The sequence below is a fragment of the Yoonia sp. R2331 genome (assembly GCF_041103235.1).
In the GTDB taxonomy this organism is placed as follows: domain Bacteria; phylum Pseudomonadota; class Alphaproteobacteria; order Rhodobacterales; family Rhodobacteraceae; genus CANMYO01.
The window spans coordinates 150,525-170,051 of sequence record NZ_JBGCUN010000001.1 but is presented as its reverse complement, the minus strand read 5'-3'; the positions used below and the strand labels follow the sequence as shown (position 1 = coordinate 170,051).

At 62.9% G+C, this 19,527-nt stretch carries 17 protein-coding genes; 4 read left to right on the top strand and 13 right to left on the bottom strand.

Annotated features, from left to right (window positions below; translation table 11 throughout):
* Nucleotides 1-17: 17 nt before the first annotated feature.
* Genes gpmI through AB3Y40_RS00845 form a run of 3 tightly spaced genes read left to right on the top strand, consistent with a single transcriptional unit; the run spans nucleotide 18 to nucleotide 4,000 of the window.
* Complete coding sequence (gene gpmI, locus AB3Y40_RS00855; RefSeq protein WP_369436915.1) at nucleotides 18-1,532, top strand: 2,3-bisphosphoglycerate-independent phosphoglycerate mutase; 1,515 nt, start codon at nucleotides 18-20, stop codon at nucleotides 1,530-1,532.
* On the top strand, nucleotides 1,532-2,644 hold the full coding sequence (locus AB3Y40_RS00850) for a murein hydrolase activator EnvC family protein (RefSeq protein ID WP_369436914.1): 1,113 nt from the start codon (nucleotides 1,532-1,534) through the stop codon (nucleotides 2,642-2,644). Before gpmI ends, AB3Y40_RS00850 begins: the two co-directional genes overlap by 1 nt.
* A gap of 12 nt (nucleotides 2,645-2,656) precedes the next feature.
* The gene (locus tag AB3Y40_RS00845; protein WP_369436913.1) at nucleotides 2,657-4,000 is read left to right on the top strand and encodes a S41 family peptidase; all 1,344 of its coding nucleotides are present in this window, start codon (nucleotides 2,657-2,659) and stop codon (nucleotides 3,998-4,000) included.
* Between the two features lie 221 nt (nucleotides 4,001-4,221).
* Here the strand turns inward: AB3Y40_RS00845 and AB3Y40_RS00840 are convergent, their stop codons facing one another.
* The 9 genes from AB3Y40_RS00840 to AB3Y40_RS00800 all read right to left on the bottom strand — a co-directional run bounded on the left by AB3Y40_RS00840 (nucleotide 4,222) and on the right by AB3Y40_RS00800 (nucleotide 13,800).
* Nucleotides 4,222-6,666 (bottom strand): GcvT family protein, encoded by a 2,445-nt coding sequence (locus tag AB3Y40_RS00840; protein WP_369436912.1) that lies wholly within the window; start codon nucleotides 6,664-6,666, stop codon nucleotides 4,222-4,224.
* 11 nt (nucleotides 6,667-6,677) lie between these two features.
* The gene (locus AB3Y40_RS00835; protein WP_369436911.1) at nucleotides 6,678-7,550 is read right to left on the bottom strand and encodes a homocysteine S-methyltransferase family protein; all 873 of its coding nucleotides are present in this window, start codon (nucleotides 7,548-7,550) and stop codon (nucleotides 6,678-6,680) included.
* Entirely contained in the window at nucleotides 7,547-7,996 is a 450-nt protein-coding gene (locus tag AB3Y40_RS00830) for a pyridoxamine 5'-phosphate oxidase family protein (protein ID WP_369436910.1), read from the bottom strand. Before AB3Y40_RS00830 ends, AB3Y40_RS00835 begins: the two co-directional genes overlap by 4 nt.
* Entirely contained in the window at nucleotides 7,996-10,458 is a 2,463-nt protein-coding gene (locus AB3Y40_RS00825) for a GcvT family protein (protein WP_369436909.1), read from the bottom strand. The genes AB3Y40_RS00830 and AB3Y40_RS00825 overlap by 1 nt, the downstream gene beginning before the upstream one ends.
* Nucleotides 10,451-10,831 carry a GFA family protein gene (locus tag AB3Y40_RS00820; protein ID WP_369436908.1) on the bottom strand — a complete coding sequence of 127 codons (381 nt, stop codon included), beginning with the start codon at nucleotides 10,829-10,831 and terminating at the stop codon, nucleotides 10,451-10,453. The genes AB3Y40_RS00825 and AB3Y40_RS00820 overlap by 8 nt, the downstream gene beginning before the upstream one ends.
* A complete protein-coding gene (locus AB3Y40_RS00815; RefSeq protein ID WP_369436907.1) occupies nucleotides 10,828-11,448 on the bottom strand; it encodes a LysE family translocator in 621 nt (206 codons plus the stop codon). The genes AB3Y40_RS00820 and AB3Y40_RS00815 overlap by 4 nt, the downstream gene beginning before the upstream one ends.
* Nucleotides 11,448-12,017 (bottom strand): helix-turn-helix domain-containing protein, encoded by a 570-nt coding sequence (locus AB3Y40_RS00810; RefSeq protein WP_369436906.1) that lies wholly within the window; start codon nucleotides 12,015-12,017, stop codon nucleotides 11,448-11,450. The genes AB3Y40_RS00815 and AB3Y40_RS00810 overlap by 1 nt, the downstream gene beginning before the upstream one ends.
* A 113-nt stretch (nucleotides 12,018-12,130) precedes the next feature.
* On the bottom strand, nucleotides 12,131-12,583 hold the full coding sequence (locus tag AB3Y40_RS00805; protein WP_369436905.1) for a GAF domain-containing protein: 453 nt from the start codon (nucleotides 12,581-12,583) through the stop codon (nucleotides 12,131-12,133).
* A gap of 68 nt (nucleotides 12,584-12,651) precedes the next feature.
* Nucleotides 12,652-13,800 carry a thiolase family protein gene (locus tag AB3Y40_RS00800; protein WP_369436904.1) on the bottom strand — a complete coding sequence of 383 codons (1,149 nt, stop codon included), beginning with the start codon at nucleotides 13,798-13,800 and terminating at the stop codon, nucleotides 12,652-12,654.
* A 251-nt stretch (nucleotides 13,801-14,051) separates the two neighbouring features.
* Here AB3Y40_RS00800 and AB3Y40_RS00795 point away from each other — a divergent pair, with 251 nt between their 5' ends.
* Nucleotides 14,052-15,629: a gamma-glutamyltransferase family protein gene (locus tag AB3Y40_RS00795; protein ID WP_369436903.1), complete on the top strand. Its 1,578-nt coding sequence runs from the start codon at nucleotides 14,052-14,054 to the stop codon at nucleotides 15,627-15,629.
* Between the two features lie 2 nt (nucleotides 15,630-15,631).
* Here AB3Y40_RS00795 and AB3Y40_RS00790 read toward each other — a convergent pair whose 3' ends face one another.
* The 4 genes from AB3Y40_RS00790 to AB3Y40_RS00775 are packed head-to-tail and all read right to left on the bottom strand — an operon-like array spanning nucleotide 15,632 to nucleotide 19,504.
* Nucleotides 15,632-17,110 carry an aldehyde dehydrogenase gene (locus AB3Y40_RS00790; RefSeq protein WP_369436902.1) on the bottom strand — a complete coding sequence of 493 codons (1,479 nt, stop codon included), beginning with the start codon at nucleotides 17,108-17,110 and terminating at the stop codon, nucleotides 15,632-15,634.
* A gap of 9 nt (nucleotides 17,111-17,119) precedes the next feature.
* Nucleotides 17,120-18,154, bottom strand: coding sequence for an LLM class flavin-dependent oxidoreductase (locus tag AB3Y40_RS00785; protein ID WP_369436901.1), 1,035 nt, complete (start codon nucleotides 18,152-18,154; stop codon nucleotides 17,120-17,122).
* 2 nt (nucleotides 18,155-18,156) lie between these two features.
* On the bottom strand, nucleotides 18,157-18,933 hold the full coding sequence (locus tag AB3Y40_RS00780) for an alpha/beta fold hydrolase (RefSeq protein ID WP_369436900.1): 777 nt from the start codon (nucleotides 18,931-18,933) through the stop codon (nucleotides 18,157-18,159).
* On the bottom strand, nucleotides 18,905-19,504 hold the full coding sequence (locus AB3Y40_RS00775) for an amino acid synthesis family protein (RefSeq protein WP_369436899.1): 600 nt from the start codon (nucleotides 19,502-19,504) through the stop codon (nucleotides 18,905-18,907). Before AB3Y40_RS00775 ends, AB3Y40_RS00780 begins: the two co-directional genes overlap by 29 nt.
* Nucleotides 19,505-19,527: the final 23 nt, after the last annotated feature.

Sequence of the window (19,527 nt, the reverse complement as noted above, 5' to 3'; positions counted from 1 at the left end):
GCCAAGGAGATTTCAGCATGACCACACCCAAACCTGTTGCCCTGTGTATTCTGGACGGCTGGGGCCTGCGGGACGACACCACCGCAAACGCCCCCGCATTGGCGCAGACCCCCAACTTTGACCGGATCTGGGCGGAATGCCCCCACGCGCAGCTTTTGACGCACGGGCCAGATGCCGGGCTGCCCTCGGGGCAAATGGGCAATTCCGAGGTGGGGCATACCAACATCGGCGCGGGCCGTGTCGTGGCGATGGATCTGGGACAGATTGATCTGGCGATCGAGGATGGGTCATTTGCGCAGAAGCCCGCGATCCTTGATTTCGTGGCCAAGCTGAAAGAGACCGGCGGCTGGGCGCATCTGATGGGTGTTGTCTCTGACGGCGGCGTGCACGGGCATATCCACCACATCGTCGCCGCCGCCCATGTGCTGCGCAGCCATGGGATCACCGTGGTGGTCCATGCGATCACCGATGGCCGCGATGTGGCCCCGAAATCCGCCCATGATTTTATGGCCAAACTGCTCAAATGGCTGCCCGAGGGCGTGATGGTCGCCACCGTCACGGGCCGCTATTTTGCGATGGACCGCGACAACCGCTGGGACCGGGTCAAGACGGCCTATGACGCCATCGTGTTGGGCGAAGGCGCAACCGCCAAGGACCCGCGCGTGGCGATTGATGACGCCTATGCCGCCGACAAGACCGACGAATTCATCCCCGCCACCGTGATCGAAGGCTACACCGGGTTTGAACCCGAAGACGGCCTGTTCTGCCTGAACTTCCGCTCTGACCGGGCCCGCGAAATTCTTGAGGCGATTGCCAACCCCGATTTTGACGGCTTTCCGCGCGCCTTGCCGGAACTCGCCGCCCGGATCGGAATGTCGCCCTATTCCGACCGGCACGACGCCTGGTATCAGACGGTGTTTCCCAAGGAAAAGATCGTCAACACGCTCGGCGCATGGGTCGCGTCCAAGGGGTTGCGGCAATTCCGACTGGCCGAGACCGAGAAATACCCGCATGTCACGTTCTTCCTGAACGGCGGGCAGGAAACGCCCGAGCCGGGCGAGGATCGGCATATGCCAAAATCGCCATCCGTCGCGACCTATGATCTGCAGCCAGAAATGTCGGCAGGCGAAGTGTCAGACCATTTCGTAAAGGCCATCGCAGAGGGTTACGACCTGATTGTCACCAATTTCGCCAACCCTGATATGGTCGGCCACACCGGCGATCTGGACGCCGCGATCAAAGCCTGCGAGGCGGTGGATGCGGGCCTTGGCCGCGCGCTGGACGCGCTGGAACAGGCGGGGGGTGCGATGATCGTCACCGCCGATCACGGCAATTGCGAGGTTATGGTGGACCCTGACACCGGCGGGCCGCACACCGCCCATACGCTCAACCCGGTGCCAGTGGTGCTGGTCGGCGGGCCGGACGGGGCGCGCCTGCACAATGGCCGTCTGGCTGATCTGGCCCCCACGGTGCTGCAACTGATGGGGCTGGACCAGCCATCCGAAATGACCGGGCAGAGCCTGATCGACTGATGCGCGCGCTGCTCCTCTGCCTTGGCCTTTGGGCCGGTGCTGCCGCAGCACAAGACAGCCCCGCCGTGGCCGCGCAATCAGCGGCCAGCGGGCTGTCAATTGCCCAGGCCCTGCTCGACACCGCAGAGACAAAGCGCGACCGGGTCGCGGCCCTGACCGAAACCGTCAAAGCCTATGAGGCCGGGCTGATCGCCATGCGGGACGGGTTGCGCCGCGCAGCAATCCACCAGCGCACGCTGGAAGGCGCGCTTGCGGCGCAACAGGCCGAAGTGGGGCAATTGCTGGGTGTCTTGCAAGCGATGGGCCGCGCGCCTGCGCCGCTGCTGCTGCTGCACCCCAATGGCCCCTTGGGCACCGCGCGCGGCGGCATGATCGCCGCAGACGTGACACCGGCGCTGCAGCAAAAGGCCGATGCGCTGGCCGTCCAACTGGAAGAGCTTGCCGCACTTTATGCATTGCAGGAAAACGCCGTCGACACGCTGGCCGATGGGTTGCGCGGCGCGCAAGACGCGCGGTCGCGCCTGTCGGCTGCCATTTCCGACCGCACAGACCTGCCCAGCCGGTTTTCCGACGACCCGGTGCAAACAGCGCTGCTGCTGGCCAGCACCGAAACGCTCGAGGCATTCGCCTCGACCCTGACAGACGCTTTCCTGTCGGATACCGAAAACGCCGCCGCCGCAACCGCCACGGGCGACCTGCCGCTGCCGGTGCAGGGCCAGCTCTTGCGCCGCTTCAACGCGCCCGATGCCGCAGGCATCACCCGCCCCGGTGTGATCCTCGCCGCGCGCCCCCGCGCGCTTGTCACTTCGCCCACGGCGGCCACGATCCTGTTTCGCGGCCCGCTTCTGGACTATGGCAACGTGGTGATTACCGAACCGGCGGCAGGCGTTCTGTTCGTCTTTGCCGGTCTGGCAGAGGTCTACGGCGACCCCGGCCAAGTCATCCCCGAAGGCACACCCCTTGGCCTGATGGGCGGCGATCAGCCCACAGTTGACGCGATTTTGACTGAAACGGCGGGCGCCGGGGGTCCCGGTGCCACACAGACCCTTTATCTTGAGGTCAGAGACGGGCAAAGTCCCGTGGACCCGGGTGCATGGTTTGCGCTGGAATGAATAGGATGTGAGATGAAGAAACTGATGATGGCCGCTGCTGGCGGCACCGTTCTGGGCCTGGTCGCAACCACGCAAGTGGCAGGCCCGCTGGTCGCACAAGAAGCCGGGCAAGAGGTCAACATCTACGAACAGCTTGACCTGTTTGGCGATATCTTCAGCCGCATCCGCGAAGAATACGTCGAACCGGTCAACGAAAAGCAACTGGTCGAGGCCGCGATCAACGGCATGCTGACCTCGCTTGATCCGCACTCCAGCTATCTGTCCGAAGACGACGCCGCCGACATGCGCGTGCAGACCCGCGGTGAATTTGGCGGTCTGGGGCTCGAGGTCACACAGGAAGAAGGCTGGGTCAAGGTGGTCTCTCCCATCGACGATACGCCCGCCGCTGCCGCTGGCATGGAATCGGGCGACTTTATTACCGCCGTGGATGGCGAAAGCCTGCTGGGCCTGACGCTGGACGAGGCGCTGGAATTCCTGCGCGGCCCGGTGGGGTCAGAGGTGATTATCACCGTGGTCCGCGAGGGCGAGATTGAGCCCTTCGAGGTTTCGATCATCCGCGACACCATCAAACTGACCGCCGTGCGTCACCGCACCGAAGGCAATGCCGTGGTGCTGCGCGTGACCACGTTTAACAACCAGACATTCCCGAACCTGCAAGAAGGCCTTGCCGAACAGATCGAGGCTGCGGGCGGGATAGACAACATCGACGGTGTTGTGGTCGATCTGCGCAACAACCCCGGCGGGCTGCTCAATCAGGCGGTCTTTGTCTCGGACGCCTTCCTTGACGCCGGTGAAATCGTCTCGACCCGTGGCCGCGACCCGCAGGACGGCGACCGCTACAATGCCACGCCCGGCGATCTGGCCCAAGGCAAGCCGATTGTCGTGCTGATCAACGGCGGCTCTGCCTCAGCCTCTGAAATCGTGGCCGGTGCGCTGCAGGATCACCGCCGCGCGATTGTCGTCGGCACCAAGAGCTTCGGCAAAGGCTCTGTCCAGACGGTGGTGCCGCTGCGCGGCAATGGCGCGATGCGTCTGACCACGGCGCGCTATTACACGCCTTCAGGCCGGTCCATTCAGGCGCTCGGCATCTCGCCTGACATCATCGTCGAACAACCCCGCCGCGAACCCGAGGATCCCGATGCGGAAGAGGATGAAAACACTGGTTTCCGGTCAGAGGCCGACCTGCGTGGCGCCCTTGGCAACGACAGCCTGACCGACGACGAAATCCGCCAGATCGAAGAAGACCGCGCCCGCGCCGAAGCCGCCGCAGAGCTGCGCGAACAGGATTACCAACTGGCCTATGCCATTGATATCCTCAAAGGTCTGAACGCGCTGGGGCCGGAAGACGCCGAGTAATCACCGACGTGCGGCGCTACGGCAAAAGCGCCGCCACTGTCGGAATGGTAAAGGCCAGCAGGAAAAGCAGGACTGCAATGCGTAAGGTCATGGAAACACCGGACAAAAGATAATCCCGTACAGGGTGTACGGAATTTGGTTAACGTAACGTTAACTTCGCAAGAGGCACCCCGCCGGATGGCGGAATGTCGCCCGATGTTATCTTGACCCGATGCCCGCCATCAGGCTTTCACCCGCTCTGACTTGGGATCGTAAAAGGGCCGCGTCTGCGCCTCGGCCTTCACGCGCGTCCCCATCACGTCGATCTCATAGGTGCTGTCCAGCATCTCGGCCAGTGTCTCGCCCTTACACGGCACATAGCCCATGCCAAGTGCGGCCCCCAGATGGTGGCCATAGCCGCCCGACGACAGATATCCCACAACCTCGCCATCGCGCACAATCGGTTCATTGTGGTAGAGCAGCGGTTCCGGATCGGTCAGTTTGAACTGCACCAACCGCGCGTTTAGCCCCGTCTCTTTCTTGCGCAGCACCGCGTCACGACCAATGAAATCGGGCTTGTCGGTTTTCACCGCAAAGCCAAGCCCCGCCTCTAACACGTGATCCTCTGCAGTGATGTCATGCCCAAAGTGGCGGAACCCTTTTTCCATCCGCGCGGCATCCATCATGTGCATCCCGCACAGCTTCAGGTCCATGTCCTGCCCCGCAGCGTGCAATGTCTCAAACGCATGGGCGGCCATGTCGGAACTGACATAAACTTCCCACCCCAACTCGCCCACGTAAGTCACGCGATGCACCCGGGCGAGGCCCATTCCCAGCTCGATCTCCTGCGCCGTACCAAAGGGGTTCGCGTCATTGGAAAAGTCCGCAGGCGATACCTTTTCCAGCAGCTTGCGCGCATTCGGCCCCATCACTGCCAGCACACCTTCGCCCGCCGTGACATCGGTGATGACCACGTTGAAATCACCCTGATTGCGCCGCATCCATGTTTCATCCGCCAGCCGCGTGGCCGCCGGTGTCACCACCAGAAACGCGGTTTCCGACAGGCGCGTGACGGTCACATCCGCCTCGATCCCGCCATTGCGGTTCAGGAATTGGGTGTAAACGATCTTGCCCACATCGACGTAATATTGCCCGCCGCCCACGTGGTTCATGAACGCCACGGCATCGCGCCCTTCGACCCGGATTTTGCCGAATGATGACATGTCATACATGCCGACATTGGTACGGATCGCATTCACCTCTGCCGCGACGTTGCCAAAGAAGTTCTGCCGCTTCCAGGAATACGCATATTCCGGTGTCTGGCCTGCATCCGCGAACCAATTGGCCCGCTCCCAACCCGCCAATTCGCCCATGACAGCGCCCTGATCCAGCAGGTGCTGGTGGAACGGCGTGCGCCGGATGCCCCGCGCTGTGGCCTTTTGCAGATAGGGGAAATGGTCCGCGTAAAGCAGGCCCAGAGTCTCTTTCGACCGCTCAAACAGATAGGTCTTGTTGCCCTGAAACGGCTGCATCCGGGAAATGTCCACATCGCCCAGATCAAACGACTTTTCGCCCGCATCCATCCATTGCGCCAGCGCCATGCCCGCGCCACCCGCCGACTGAATCCCGATGGAGTTGAACCCCGCCGCGACCCAGACGTTATCCATCTCGGGCGCTTGGCCAAGGTGATAGGCATCGTCGGGGGTAAAGCTTTCGGGGCCGTTAAAGAACGTGTGAATCCCCGCCTCTGCCAACATCGGCAGGCGTTCCACTGCCGCCTCCAGAATCGGCTCAAAGTGGTCGAAATCTTCGGGCAATTGGTCAAACTCGAAATCTGCCGGGATACCATCCATCGCCCAGGGTTTCGCGTTGGGTTCAAACGCGCCCAGCAGCATTTTGCCCGCGTCTTCCTTGTAATAGGCGCATTCATCCGGCACCCGCAGCACCGGCATCTGGGTCAGGCCCGCAATCGCCTCGGTCACGATATAGAAGTGCTCGCAGGCATGGAGCGGCACATTCACCCCCAGCATTTTGCCCACCTGATGGCCCCACATGCCGCCGCAGTTCACCACCATGTCACAGGTGATATGACCGATCTCATCGCCTTGTTGCCAGTCCACACCGGTGATCCGGCGGCCATCGCGTTTGACACCGGTCACCAGTGTCCGCTCGATCACCTGCGCGCCCTTCTGGCGCGCGCCTTTGGCCATTGCCAGTGCGATATTGGCGGGGTCGCCCTGCCCGTCCAGCGGCAGATAGACCCCTGCCGTCACACCGTCGATGTTCAGATGTTCATAACGCTGCTTGACCTCAGCAGGGCTGATCTCTTCAACCTCAACGCCAAAGGCCCGTGCCATCCCCGCTTGGCGGAAAATCTCTTCGCGGCGCTCTTCGGTCAGCGCCACGGTGATCGACCCGCAGCGTTTGAACCCGGTGGCGACGCCAGTTTCGGCCTCAAGGTTGCCGTACAGCTCTTGGGAATACTTCGCGAGCTTCGTCATATTCGCCGTCGCGCGCAGTTGCGCGATCAGGCCAGCGGCGTGCCACGTGGTGCCGGATGTCAGCTGCTTGCGTTCCAGCAGCACCACGTCTTTCCAGCCCTGTTTGGCCAGATGATAGGCGACCGAACAGCCGATAACACCGCCACCGATGATGACGACACGCGCGGAAGAAGGGGGAGTTCCCATTTTGTTTAACCTTAAACTATCTCGTGTCCGGCTGCGTTCAACCGGTCAGCGATGGCTGCGATATGGGCCGGGCCGACCTCGCAGCAGCCACCCACAATAGTGGCCCCCGCATCGACCCATGACATGACGTGGTCGGCATAGACGTCCGGTGTGAAATCCCGCCGCATTTCCAAGGCATCAACTGTGGGTTTGTCCTTGAGGAAATCCTTGGTGATCTGGGTAAAACCGTTGGCATATCCGCCAAACGGCACCTCACCTTTGGCAAAGACCGCCAACGCCGCCGGGATCGCCTCGGGGGCAGAGCAATTGGCCAAAAGTGCCGCATAGCCGTCCAGCGCCAGCACCTCTGCCACCGGCTCTCCTGACCGCAACAGCGTCCCGTCTTCGTCATCGACGCTGACCGCCAGCCAGACCGGTTTCCCCCCCGCGGCCGCCCCTTCAAGGATCGCGCGGGCATGCGCCACAGAGACCACGGTTTCGCAGACAATCAGATCGACTTGGTGGGCCAAAAGCCCTGCGACTTCAGCGTATAACGGCACCGCGACGTCATGGCTGGGGTGCAGATCAGGACGATAGCTTTGCACCAAGGGGCCGATCGACCCCGCCACCCTGCCGTTGATCCCAGACACCTCTGCCAGCGCGCGGGCATACAGCACGGCAAACTGGCCTTCCATCGCCGTACCGGCCAATCGGTCGCGGTGAATGGCATAGGTGTTTGTGGTGGCAACCGTCGCTCCCGCCTTGGCGAAGTCCTGATGGACCTGCGCCACAAGTCCGGGGTGATCCACCATCACCTGCGTCGACCAAAGTGGCGTGGGCCTGTCCCCGGCGCGGTGCACCAGTTCCTGTCCCATCCCGCCATCCAGCAAGGTAATTCGGCTCATGGATACATCTCCGCAAATTTGGATTGATAGAGCGCAATCATCTCGCCTTCGGTTGCGCCATCGTCATAGGGCGGTGTGGTCAGGGGCCGCACATAGCCGACCTCGATCACCACCACCGCCTTGATCCGGTCCGCAAGATCGCCCCAGACCGCGCGCCACTTGGGCAGCAATGCCGCCATCGCATCGCCCTCCAGAACCTCCGCGCGGCCCTTCACCTCTGCCCCCTTGCGGGTGAACACGTCGATGAAATTGACCGACACCGCCGGGTTGCGCCCGATATTGGCGACCGTCCCGGCAGAGCGGATGTGCCCGAAAGCAATCCGCGCGTCATCCAGCACCAGAAACGTCCCCTTGGGTGCCAGCGACGGCGCGCCATCGGCCCCCACCGTGGCGACAAAGCCCAGTGGATGCCGTGCGATCAGGTCTTTGGTGGCGGCGTCCAGCATCAGGCCCGAATCCGCGCGTTGTCAGGGTCCCACATCGGCTGATCAGGCTGCACTGTCGCCTTGACGCGGGTGCCGTAGATCTCAACTTCCAATGCCGTACCCGGCTCCGCCAGATCGGCCCGCACCATGCCCAGGGCGATGCACTTGTCCACCCTGTAACCCCAGGCGCAGGACGTGGTCTCGCCCACAACCTCGCCGCCATAATGCACCGGCGACATATAAGGCGCATCCGCCTCGGTCGCGCCATCCAGCGTCAGTGTGACAAACCGCTTTGCAACGCCTTGCTGCTGTTCGGCTTGAATGGCGGCTTTGCCGGGAAAGTCCTTGTCCAGCTTGATGAACCGCTCCAACCCGCCTTCGAGCAGCGAGTAATCGGTCGACAAATCGCCCTTCCACGCGCGATAGCCCTTTTCGATCCGCAGCGAATTCAGCGCGTACATCCCGAAAGGCTTCAGCCCCAGCGGCTCACCCGCCGCCATGACCGCGTCAAAGACCGCGGGCGTATCCCCCACAGCAGAGTGGATTTCCCACCCCAATTCGCCCGCAAATGACACCCGCACCAGCCGCACCTCTGCGCCCGCAATCGTGGCCGTCTGATGGGTCAGCCAGCCTTGGCTCAGGTCCGCATCCGCACAAGCCGCCAGCACGTCCCGAGACTTTGGCCCGGTCAATATCTGACAGGTGAAATCGCGGGTGATATCGGTCAGCGTGAATGCAGCATCGGCTGGCATCCGGTCGCGCAGTACCTCAAAATCGTGCCACTGCGCAGGTGCGGCTGTGATCAGCACAAAGCTATCCTCGTCCAGCCGCATCGCCGACATCTCGGTCAGGATTTTGCCGCGCGTATCGGCAAAATAGATTAGACCGATCCGGCCCACCTTGCAGATGCCACCAGTGCAATTGTCGCGCAGGAATTGCGCCGCACCGGGACCTTCCAGCCGAAAGCGCGAGAACCCGGGCAAATCCAGAATGCCCGCCGCATCTCGCACCGCTTCCGCCTCTGCCTTGACGCGCGGTTCCCACGGGCCATTGCGGCCCCAGGTCTCAGTCGCCTCAAGCGACGTATCGTCGCCCGCTTCGGCATACCAATTCGCCCGTTCCCAACCGTTATACGGGCCCATCTGGCCGCCCATCGCGACAACGCGGTCATGCACCGGCGAATGTTTCTTGTCGCGCCCGGCGGGCCATTCCTTATGCGGGAAATGCATCCCGTATTCGTGGCCGTAGGTCTCAAGCGCCTTTTGTAGGCAATAGTCGTGATCGGCATAGTCGGTGTAGCGGCGCGGATCGACCGCCCACATGTCCTGACTGGTTTCGCCATGGATCAGCCATTCCGCCATGGTGCGCCCGGCACCACCGCCCTGCACAATACCAAAGGTAAAGGAATGCGCCTCAAACGCGTTCTTCACGCCCGGCATCGGGCCGATCATTGGCAGGCCATCGGGCGCATAGGGGATCGGGCCGTTGATATTGCGGCCAACGCCACCTGTGGCCAGCACCGGAACACGCGCCATCGCGTCCTCGATGTACCATTCCAAACGGTCCAGATCGTCCGGGTACAACTGAAAACTAAAGTCATCCGGCATCGGATCACTGGGTGTTACCCAATGCGCCTTGCAGTTCCGCTCATAAGGGCCAAGGTTCAGCCCGTTCTTGTCCTGCCGCAGGTAATAGCTGCTGTCGACGTCACGGATCATCGGAGTCTTCTTGCCATTCTCCTTGGTCCAGGCCTCGATCTCGGGGATCTCCTCGGTCAGGAAATACTGATGCGACATCACCACCATCGGCACCTCGCGCCCACCAAAGGGCTTGAACCATTCGCCCACCCGCTGGGCATAATATCCGGCGGCGTTGACCACCTTTTCGCAGGTGATGTCACCCTTGTCGGTGTGCACGACCCATTCGTCTGCATCATTCTGGCTGACGCCAGTGGCCGGACAGAAGCGTTCGATCCGGGCCCCCAGATCGCGGGCACCCTTGGCCAGTGCCTGCGTCAGCTGCGCGGGGTCAATGTCGCCATCCAGCGGGTCCCACAACACACCCGACAGATCATGCGTTTCCACGAAGGGGTTGTAGTTCTTCACCTCTTCGGGGCTGATCATCTCCAGCGGCAGCCCCATGCCCTGGGCCTGCCCGCAGACCCGCTCAAATTCCTGCCGGCGCTCTTTGGTGTGGCCCAGACGCAGCGCGCCAGTGACGTGGTAGTTCATCGGGTAATCCACGTCTTCGGCCAACGTGCGATACATCTCCAGCGAATAGCGCTGCATGTTCATCACCGCCCAGTTCGGCGCAAAGTTCGGGCAATTGCCCGCGGCGTGCCATGTGGACCCCGCCGTCAGCTCGTTCTTTTCCAGCAGCACGCAATCGGTCCAGCCTTCCTTGGCCAGATGATACAGCGTCGATGTACCCACGACACCGCCGCCGATGATGACCACGCGGGCCGTTGTTGGAAACTCAGCCATTCTCTTGCTCCTCCTGCGGGTCTGCGCCCGGAATGTCGTAATAATCGCCCTTGTCGGCGGTAAAGATGTGGCGGGTCAGGGTCAGCCCGGTCGCGCCATCCACTGCCCCAAGCGACACGCCCGTGTCGGGGTCCACGTCGGATTTCCAAAACAGGAACGACCCGCAATTGGGGCAGAACCCGCGCTTTGCACTGGCGCTTGATGGATACCAGCGCACCTCGCCCTGCACGGTCAGATCGGCATCCATCACCTGAACACTGGCCCAGTGATGCCCCGATTGCTTGCGGCATTGTCTGCAATGACAGGCCGCCGGTGCGCGGGCGACAGCTGCCGCCTCAAACGAAACCGCCCCACATAGACATGACCCCTTCATGCCGCCCTCCCCGGTGTCGCGGCACTGCCCAACAGCAGGCCGTAGATGATGAAACAACTTGCCAGCACCCGGCGCAGCCAGACATTGAACACAGCACCCAGCGCCGCGCGGCCCAACCCCGCGCCAAGTGCGGTGTAGGTCAGATAACTCGCCGCCGTCAGCGTCAGCGCCGTGGGCACGATCACCCACATCTGGATGGGCAAAGGCACGTCGGGCTGCACGAACTGGCTGAACGCAGCCAGATATCCCGCCACCGACTTGGGGTTGATGGTGGCAATCCCAAACGCCCGCCAGAACACCGACCCGGCCCCGCCGACCTGCGGCAGCGGTCGATGTGCCATCAGCCAGCCCCGGACCCCCAACCAGATCAACCAGCCGGCACCCGCCAGCTTGACCCACCAGAACAGACCGGGCGAAGCGACCAACAGCGCCGTCACCCCCGCCGCCGAGAGCGTCAGAAACAGGCTCGCCTGACACAGGATCGCTGCAACCCCCGGTAGGCTGCGGCGAAAGCCAAGTGTCATGCCGTTGCTGATGCAATTCACCGCATTTGGCCCCGGCGTGGTGACAAACACCAGCCAGAATAGCGCGAATATGATCCAAGCCTCAAACGTCATCAGTAGACCGGCGGTGCAATGACCCAGATCACCACACAAGGGGCGTCATGGGGGTTGGCCCAGCGATAGGCGGTTCCGCGAATGCGGAAGCTGTCGCCCGCGCCCACGTCAAAGGCGGTGCCATCAATCCAGACCCGCATCCGCCCGCTGACCACATAGCCCAGCTCTTGCGTGGCACGGGTCACTGGCTCGACCATCTCGGCCCCGGGGGCAAAGGTTGAATGCACGACCTCAAAATCATCCGTCAAATCGGGCGACAGCAATTCCTCGACCAGCCCTGCCGCGCGGCTGCCAATCGGCCTGCGCGCATCACAGCGCACCACGAACCCCTCTTCGCCCGCCGCGGCCGCCACGCGGAAGAGCGATGAAACGGACACATCCAAAACCGCGGCCAAACTGCGCAAATCGGTGATCGACGGCTCCGAGATGTCGCGCTCCACCTGAGACAGCCAACCAACCGACCGCCCCAGTGCATCCGCCAGCTCATGCAGCGTCAGCCCGCGCGCCTTGCGCAGGGCACGCAGGTCCGCCCCCAGCGTGCGTAGGTCTTTCGGCACATCATGCAGCATTGCGACTCACGTGAAAAATTGTTCCCGAATTTCACAATGCACCAGCTTCGTGAAATTCCAAAGCCATTTTTCATCTTCTTCTGGCCAAAATAATCCCCGCCGGAGGCAAGAATCTATGTCGCAAAGACCTCTCTCAGCACGCGGCTCAGGCCATCTGCGTCGTTTCGATCAAACGCACCCGGCTGATCGCTGTCGATGTCAAAGACACCCAACAGCGCGCCGTCCCGGTCCCAGACCGGCAGCACAATCTCGGACCGCGTGGAACTGGCGCAGGCGATATGGCCGGGGAAGGCATCCACATCGTCAACCAATTGCACCTCACCGGTGCGGGCGGCTGCCCCGCACACCCCGCGCGCAAAGGGGATCACAAGGCACCCATGCCCACCCTGATAGGGGCCGATCTTCAACAGCTCCGGGGCCACAACCCGGTAAAACCCGGTCCAGTCAAACCGGTCATCGCGCTGATGCACCTCGCAGGCCACCGTGGCCATCAACGCCACCACATCATCCTCGCCCGCCGTCAGCGCCGCCAGCACCTTGCTCAGGTCGTCGTAATCTATCCGCATCCTATCCTCTCGCGCCCCAGACTTTTGCAAAAGTCTGATCCAAATTCTGTCACAGAATTTGCCCCGCTCTACATCACCTCGATCGCGATGGCCGTTCCCTCACCGCCACCAATACAGATCGCGGCCACCCCGCGCTTCAGCCCGCGCGCTTCCAGCGCATGCAGCAATGTCACGATAATCCGCGCGCCCGACGCGCCAATCGGATGGCCCAGCGCACAGGCCCCGCCGTTGACGTTGATCTTGTCGCGCGGCACACCCATCTCGGTCATGAAGGCCATCGGCACCACGGCAAAGGCTTCGTTCACCTCCCACAGGTCCACATCCGCAACCTGCCAGCCAATCCGCGCCAAAAGCTTCTGCGCCGCAGGCACCGGTGCTGTGGTAAACCACCCCGGCGCTTGCGCATGACTGGCATGGCCCAGAATGCGCGCGCGGCCCGCACCGGTGCCCAACACCAGCGCCGCCGCCCCGTCAGAGATGCTCGAGGCATTGGCCGCCGTCACCGTGCCACCCTTGCGAAACGCCGGCTTCAGCGTCGGGATCTTCTCGGGCCGCGCCTTGGCCGGTTGCTCATCGCGGGCAATCACCTCTTCACCGTGGCGGGCATGGACCGTCACCGGGGTGATTTCAGCCTCAAACTCCCCCGACCGTTCGGCGGCCAGCGCATTATCCAGCGACCCAATCGCATATTGGTCCTGATCGGCGCGGGTAAACTGAAACTTCTCGGCGCAATCCTCGGCGAAGGTGCCCATCAGACGCCCCTTGTCATAGGCGTCTTCCAGGCCATCCAGAAACATCGAATCCACCACCTGCTGATGCCCGATCCGCGCACCACCGCGCATCTTTGGCATGAGGTACGGCGCCTCTGTCATGCTCTCCATGCCGCCGCAGACCATCACCTCAGCCCCGCCCAATGCGATCTGGTCAAACCCCATCATCGCGGCCTTCATCCCCGAACCGCACATCTTGTTCAGCGTGGTCGCAGGCACATCCTCGCCCAACCCGGCGGCAAAGCTGGCCTGCCGCGCCGGTGCCTGCCCCTGCCCGGCAGGCAAGACGCAGCCCATCAAGACCTCATCCACCCGGTCCACATCCGTTTGCGCCAAAGCCGCCTTAATCGCAGCCCCACCCAGCACCGGTGCCGCCACCCCGGCAAACACCCCCTGAAAGCCGCCCATCGGCGTGCGCGCGGCCCCTTTGATCACGACGTCCCGCATCGGTCACCTCTTTGTTCATCACTTCGAAACTACGTCCCGAAACGACCCTTGGAAAGCCCACCAATGACCACAATCGCGACATGACCCCGCCACAGCAATCCGCGACACCTGTCCTTGTAGCTGCATAGGCTCACCCGGCGTCGCTCAGTCATAGCCCCCACCCAGTTGGGCGGCGCCGGGACTTCCCCCCACACGCATTGCATCCCGCGCGATTTATCCTAACTTGCCGCCTGTTACGCGGGGAGGATCAGATGCGCGACTTTCACCAACCCGGCCGCTCGGCGGTCTATGCCACCAATGGCATGTGCGCCACGTCACACCCGTTGGCCGCCAAAGTGGCGGTGCAGATGCTCGAATCCGGCGGCAACGCAATGGATGCCGCGATTGCAGGTGCGGTGCTCTTGGGACTCTGCGAACCGCAGATGACTGGCATCGGTGGCGATTGCTTTGTGCTGTTCACCCCGCCCGGCAGTGACGAGGTGCGCGCGATGAACGGCTCGGGCCGCGCGCCTGCCGGTCTGTCCGCAGATGCGCTGCGCGCCGCAGGCCATACCAATGTGCCGCTTTATGACCCTGCCGCCGTGACCGTGCCGGGGGCGATTGACGCCTTTTGCCAGCTTTCCTCTGACTGGGGCAAACTCGGCCTGAAAACCCTGCTCGCACCCGCAATCCACTATGCCGAAGCTGGGGTGCCCGTGGCCCCCCGTGTCGCGTCTGACTGGGCCAAGGACGCGGCCAAACTGCAAGGGCAAGCCAAGACCGACTTTCTGCTGGGCGGCAATATCCCCCGTCCGGGCCAAATCTTCCGCGCCCCGCGCCAGGCCGAGGCCCTGCGCGAGGTTGCCTCCGAAGGCCGCGCCGGTTTCTACGAAGGCCCCGTAGCCGAAGACATGGTTGCCACGCTGCAGGCCCTTGGCGGCAGTCACACGCTGGATGACTTCGCGGCCCAAACCGCAGACTACGTCGATCCTATCACCGGCGGCTATGCCGGGCTGGAACTGCTCGAACACCCGCCCAACGGACAGGGCGCGGCTGCGATCCTTTTGCTGAACATTCTCAAACACTTCGACATCGCCGCGATGGACCCCTACGGCACCCAGCGCGCCCATATCGAGGCGGAGGCGACAAAACTCGCCTATGACGCCCGCAACCGCTTTGTTGCGGACCCCGATCATGTGACCCGGCTGGACCACCTGCTGTCCGAAGACACCGCCGCCGCCCTCGCCGCGATGATCGACCCCACCCGTGCCCTGCCGGCGGGCGAACCGCTGGCCGAATCCGTCCATAAGGACACGATCTATATTACTGTCGTTGACCGCGACCGCATGGCGGTATCGCTGATCTATTCGATCTTCCACGGCTTCGGCTCTGGTATCGCGTCAGAGAAATACGGCATTCTCTTTCAGAACCGCGGCGCCGGTTTCAACCTCACCCCCGGCCACCCGAATGAGGCCGGGCCAGGCAAGCGCCCGATGCACACAATCATCCCCGCCATGCTGCGCCGCGGCGGCAAGCTGCACATGCCCTTTGGCGTGATGGGCGGGCAATACCAATCCACCGGCCACGCGCGGTTTGTCTCCAACCTCACCGATTTCGGCATGGACCCGCAGGCGGCCATCGACGGCCCCCGCTGCTTTGTCGAGAATGGCGAACTTCGGGTCGAAAACGGCTATGCCGATCAGGTCAAACAGGACCTTGCCGACCTTGGTCACACCGTCGTGGCCCCACCCACCGCCATTGGCGGCGCGCAGGCGATCCTTGTGGGCGCTGACGGTGTGCTGGTGGGCGGCTCTGACCCGCGCAAGGACGGCTGCGCGCTGGGGTACTGACCCTAGCGGATCACAAAGGGGTTCGGGATCGGCGCGTCAGATGTGTTGATCCATGTGGTCTTGGTGCGCGTGTAATCGTGGATCGCATCCACCCCCGCCTCGCGCCCATAACCTGACTGGCCGTAGCCGCCAAAAGGCGCAATCGGCGACACCGCGCGATAGGTGTTCACCCAACAGATGCCCGCCTTCAACCGGGCAGAGACCCGGTGCGCCCGCGCTAGGTTCTGCGTGAACACCCCCGACCCCAGCCCAAAGGGCGTGTCATTGGCCAGCGCGATGGCCTCGTCCTCGGTGTCAAATGGCAGCAAGGACATGACCGGGCCAAACATCTCGACTTCCAGCGTCGCGGTGGACCTGTCCGCGCATTCCACCAGCGTCGGCGGCATGAAGTTCCCCGCCCGGTCCAACGGCACACCGCCAAAGCGGATCGTGGCCCCGCCTTCCACCGCGCGCGCCAAGGTCTCTCTGATCCGGTCGATCTGTGCCGCCGTGCACAGTGGCCCGATATGCGTAGCCGCATCCAGCGGATCACCGATGGTTACGCCCTTCACCTTCTCCGCAATCCGCGCCACCAGATCGTCATAGATGCTGCGCTGCACGAAACCCCGCGACCCCGCGACACAGCTTTGGCCAGATGCCCCAAAGTTCCCCGCAATCAACCCATTTGCGGCCCCATCCAGATCGGCGTCTTCAAAGACAATGATCGGCGATTTGCCCCCCAGTTCTAATGATGTGACTGCGAAACTCTCGGCCGAGTTTCGCACCACATGGCGCGCGGTCTCCGGCCCGCCGGTGAACGCGATCCGGTCCACATCCGGGTGCGCGGTCAACGGAATGGCACAGCCTTCTGCGTCGCCAGTGATCACCGACACGACCCCCTTGGGAAAGCCCGCCATCTCAATCAGCTTGGCAAACTCCAACATCGGGGCCGGGGCCATTTCAGAGGCTTTCAAAACGACAGTGCAGCCCGCCGCCAGCGCCGGGCCCAGCTTGGTTGCGGTCAGGAACATTTGCGCGTTCCACGGCACCACAGCGGCGACCACGCCAATCGGTTCGCGCCGGGTAAAAACATGCATGTCCGCCTTATCAATTGGCAGCACCGCGCCTTCGATCTTGTCCGCCAGCCCCGCATAATAGCGATAATAATCCGCGACATAGGCGCTTTGGGTCGCGGTTTCCGACAGCAGCTTGCCGCTGTCCAGCGTCTCCACCCGGCCAATTTCAGCGGCATGTTCCGCAATCAAATCCGCTAGGCGATACAGCAACTTGCCCCGCGCCGTCTGCGTCATATCCCGCCACGCGGGATCACCCAGTGCCCGCCGTGCGGCTGCCACCGCGCGGTCCACATCCGCAGGCGCGGCACAGGCAAATGTCGCCCAATCGGCCCCGGTCGCGGGGTTCTGGCTGGCCATCACCTGACCCGCCGACCCCTCTACCCAAGCTCCGTCGATGAACAATTGATAATGCGTCAGTTCTGTCATCGGTCCATCCTATTGAAACGCGGGCATCACTTCGTCGATGAACCGCCGCAGCGACGCGCGCTTGCGTTCAAAACTCATCCCACTGTCGATCCAGAACGCATATTCGTCGTACCCAAGGTCCTCGTAACGCTTGATCTGGTCAATCACCTCTTGTGCGGTGCCAATCGTCAGATCGCGGTGCATGTTTTCGGGCGACATCATTTTGTTGCCCGCCAGCTCTGCGTCGCTCAGTTCCGCGATTAGGCCCTGTTCCACCGGGCGCTTGTTCTGGAACCACGCGCCAAAGTAGCAATAGAACCGCGACAGCTCTTGCGCCGCGACACTCACGTCCGCCGCATCGGACCCGACATAGGTATGGTGCAGCAGCATGATCTTGGGGCGCGGCCCGTCATAGCTGGCGCAAGCCGCGTTGAACCGCTCCATCAGCACCTCGATTTCTTCAATCCCCTGCCACAGCGGCGTTACCTGAATGTTGAACCCGTTGTGCACCCCAAATTCATGGCTGTTTGGGTCGCGCGCCGCAATCCAAATGGGCGGGCCGCCGTCCTGCTTGGGTTTCGGCGCGGACGAGGTGCTGGGAAAGCTGTAAAATTCCCCCGTATGGGCGCAATCCCCGGCCCAAAGCTGTGGCAGCAGCGGCACGGTTTCGCGCATGCGCAGCCCCGCCTCCATCGCGTCCATGCCGGGCATCAACCGCTCGTATTCATAGGAATAGGCCCCGCGCGCCATCCCCAACTCGACCCGCCCTCCGGTGATCAAATCGGTTGATGCCGCCTCTCCGGCCAGTTTGATCGGATGCCAGAACGGCACCACAATCGTGCCGGTGCCAAGGCGCACATGTTTGGTGTGATGCGCCAAATTCACCAGATTCAGGAACGGGTTTGGCGCAATGGTGAAATCCATCCCATGATGTTCGCCCGTCCAGACCGCGCGCATCTTGGCGTCATCGGCCATCTGACACAGGGCAATGAACTCTGCATTCAACTGCTCTTGGGAATGTTCCGGCGTCGTGCGCTCCATATGCGCGAAAAGCGAAAACTCCATTCTCAGGTCCCTCCGGTGGCTGTGGCTAGGGCATGCAAGGCGCGGGTTACCGCATCCGCATGTGTCATCGGCATCATATGTGCGGCCCCCGGCACGATCACCGCGCGGCCTTTGGGGGCCAGACCCGCCATTGCCCGTGACATGGCAGGCGTTGAATTGGGTTCTTCCGCCCCGGTCATGAACAGCGCGGGGCAATCCAACCCCTGCAAAGCCGCAGGCGCTGGCCCATCGCCTTGTGCAAAGGCGGAATAGGCCGCGCGATAGGCCGCCGGGTCCACCCCGCGCAACCAAGCCTCGCAGGCACGCCGCTCCGCGCTGTCGGCCTCGCCGAACCACCGTTGCAAGGTCAGCGCCGGGTCCACAGCGCTGACCCCATCCAATGCCGCCGCCCGCGCCTGCACCGCCGCTGACGCCACCGGGTCACGCTCAAAGATCGCATTCAGCGCCGCAACACCGCACAGCTTGCCCGGATGACGCGATGCAACCTCCAGCGCGATCATCGCGCCCATCGAATGCCCCGCCACCAGTGCTGGTGCGTCCAATGATGCGGCCAGTTCCCCCGCCACGCGCGCCAGATCATCCACCACGCCGCCGCTTTCGCCATGCCCAGGCAGGTCCACCGCGATCACCCGGAATGCCCCTGCCAACGCATCAATCTGCGCCCCCCAGGCCTCTGCCCGCAGACCAACGCCATGCAGCAACAGAAGCACCGGCCCATTGCCCGCCACAACGGCGCGCAGGCCTGCAAAGTCAGACCGCTGCCGGGTTGTCCACGTCATGTCCCAGATCCTTTAGGTCCTGATAGCGGTCGCCAATCCGGTGATGTGGCCGCCCGCCATCGGCCCCGCCCAGCACCACCACAACCTCGTTATCGCGCGGCGCGTCAGGGATCGCGAATTGCAAGGTCAGGTAATGCGACCGGCGGCCCGCATCGTTCTTGTCCATCAGCGGCACCATGATCGGCGCATTGGCCCCGCCGCGCGTATTGGTGAACGACAGATAAGACTTCGCGCCCACCGCCTCGCGATAGAAATTGCCAAACCGCAACGTGTGGATCAGACCAGAGGCGTGCTCAATTTCGCCATTCAGCCCGACAACGGCGGCCTTGCCATAGGCCTCGATCCGGTCACCGCCGCCTGCCAACGCGATCATCCGCTCTGTCATCATCTGGCCCAGCACCGGGCCCATCGCCTGAATCTCGGGCTTCAGGTCATCCACAAACCGCCCCGCCCAAGGGTTCGTCAGCACAGCGGCCACCGCAAACATCCGCAACGGGCGCTTGGCAGTGCGAAACCCCTCGATCAGGGTCTCTTCTTCATAGGTCACGATCTTGCGGATTTCGGGGGTCATGGCGGTGCTTTCCTGTCAGTCGG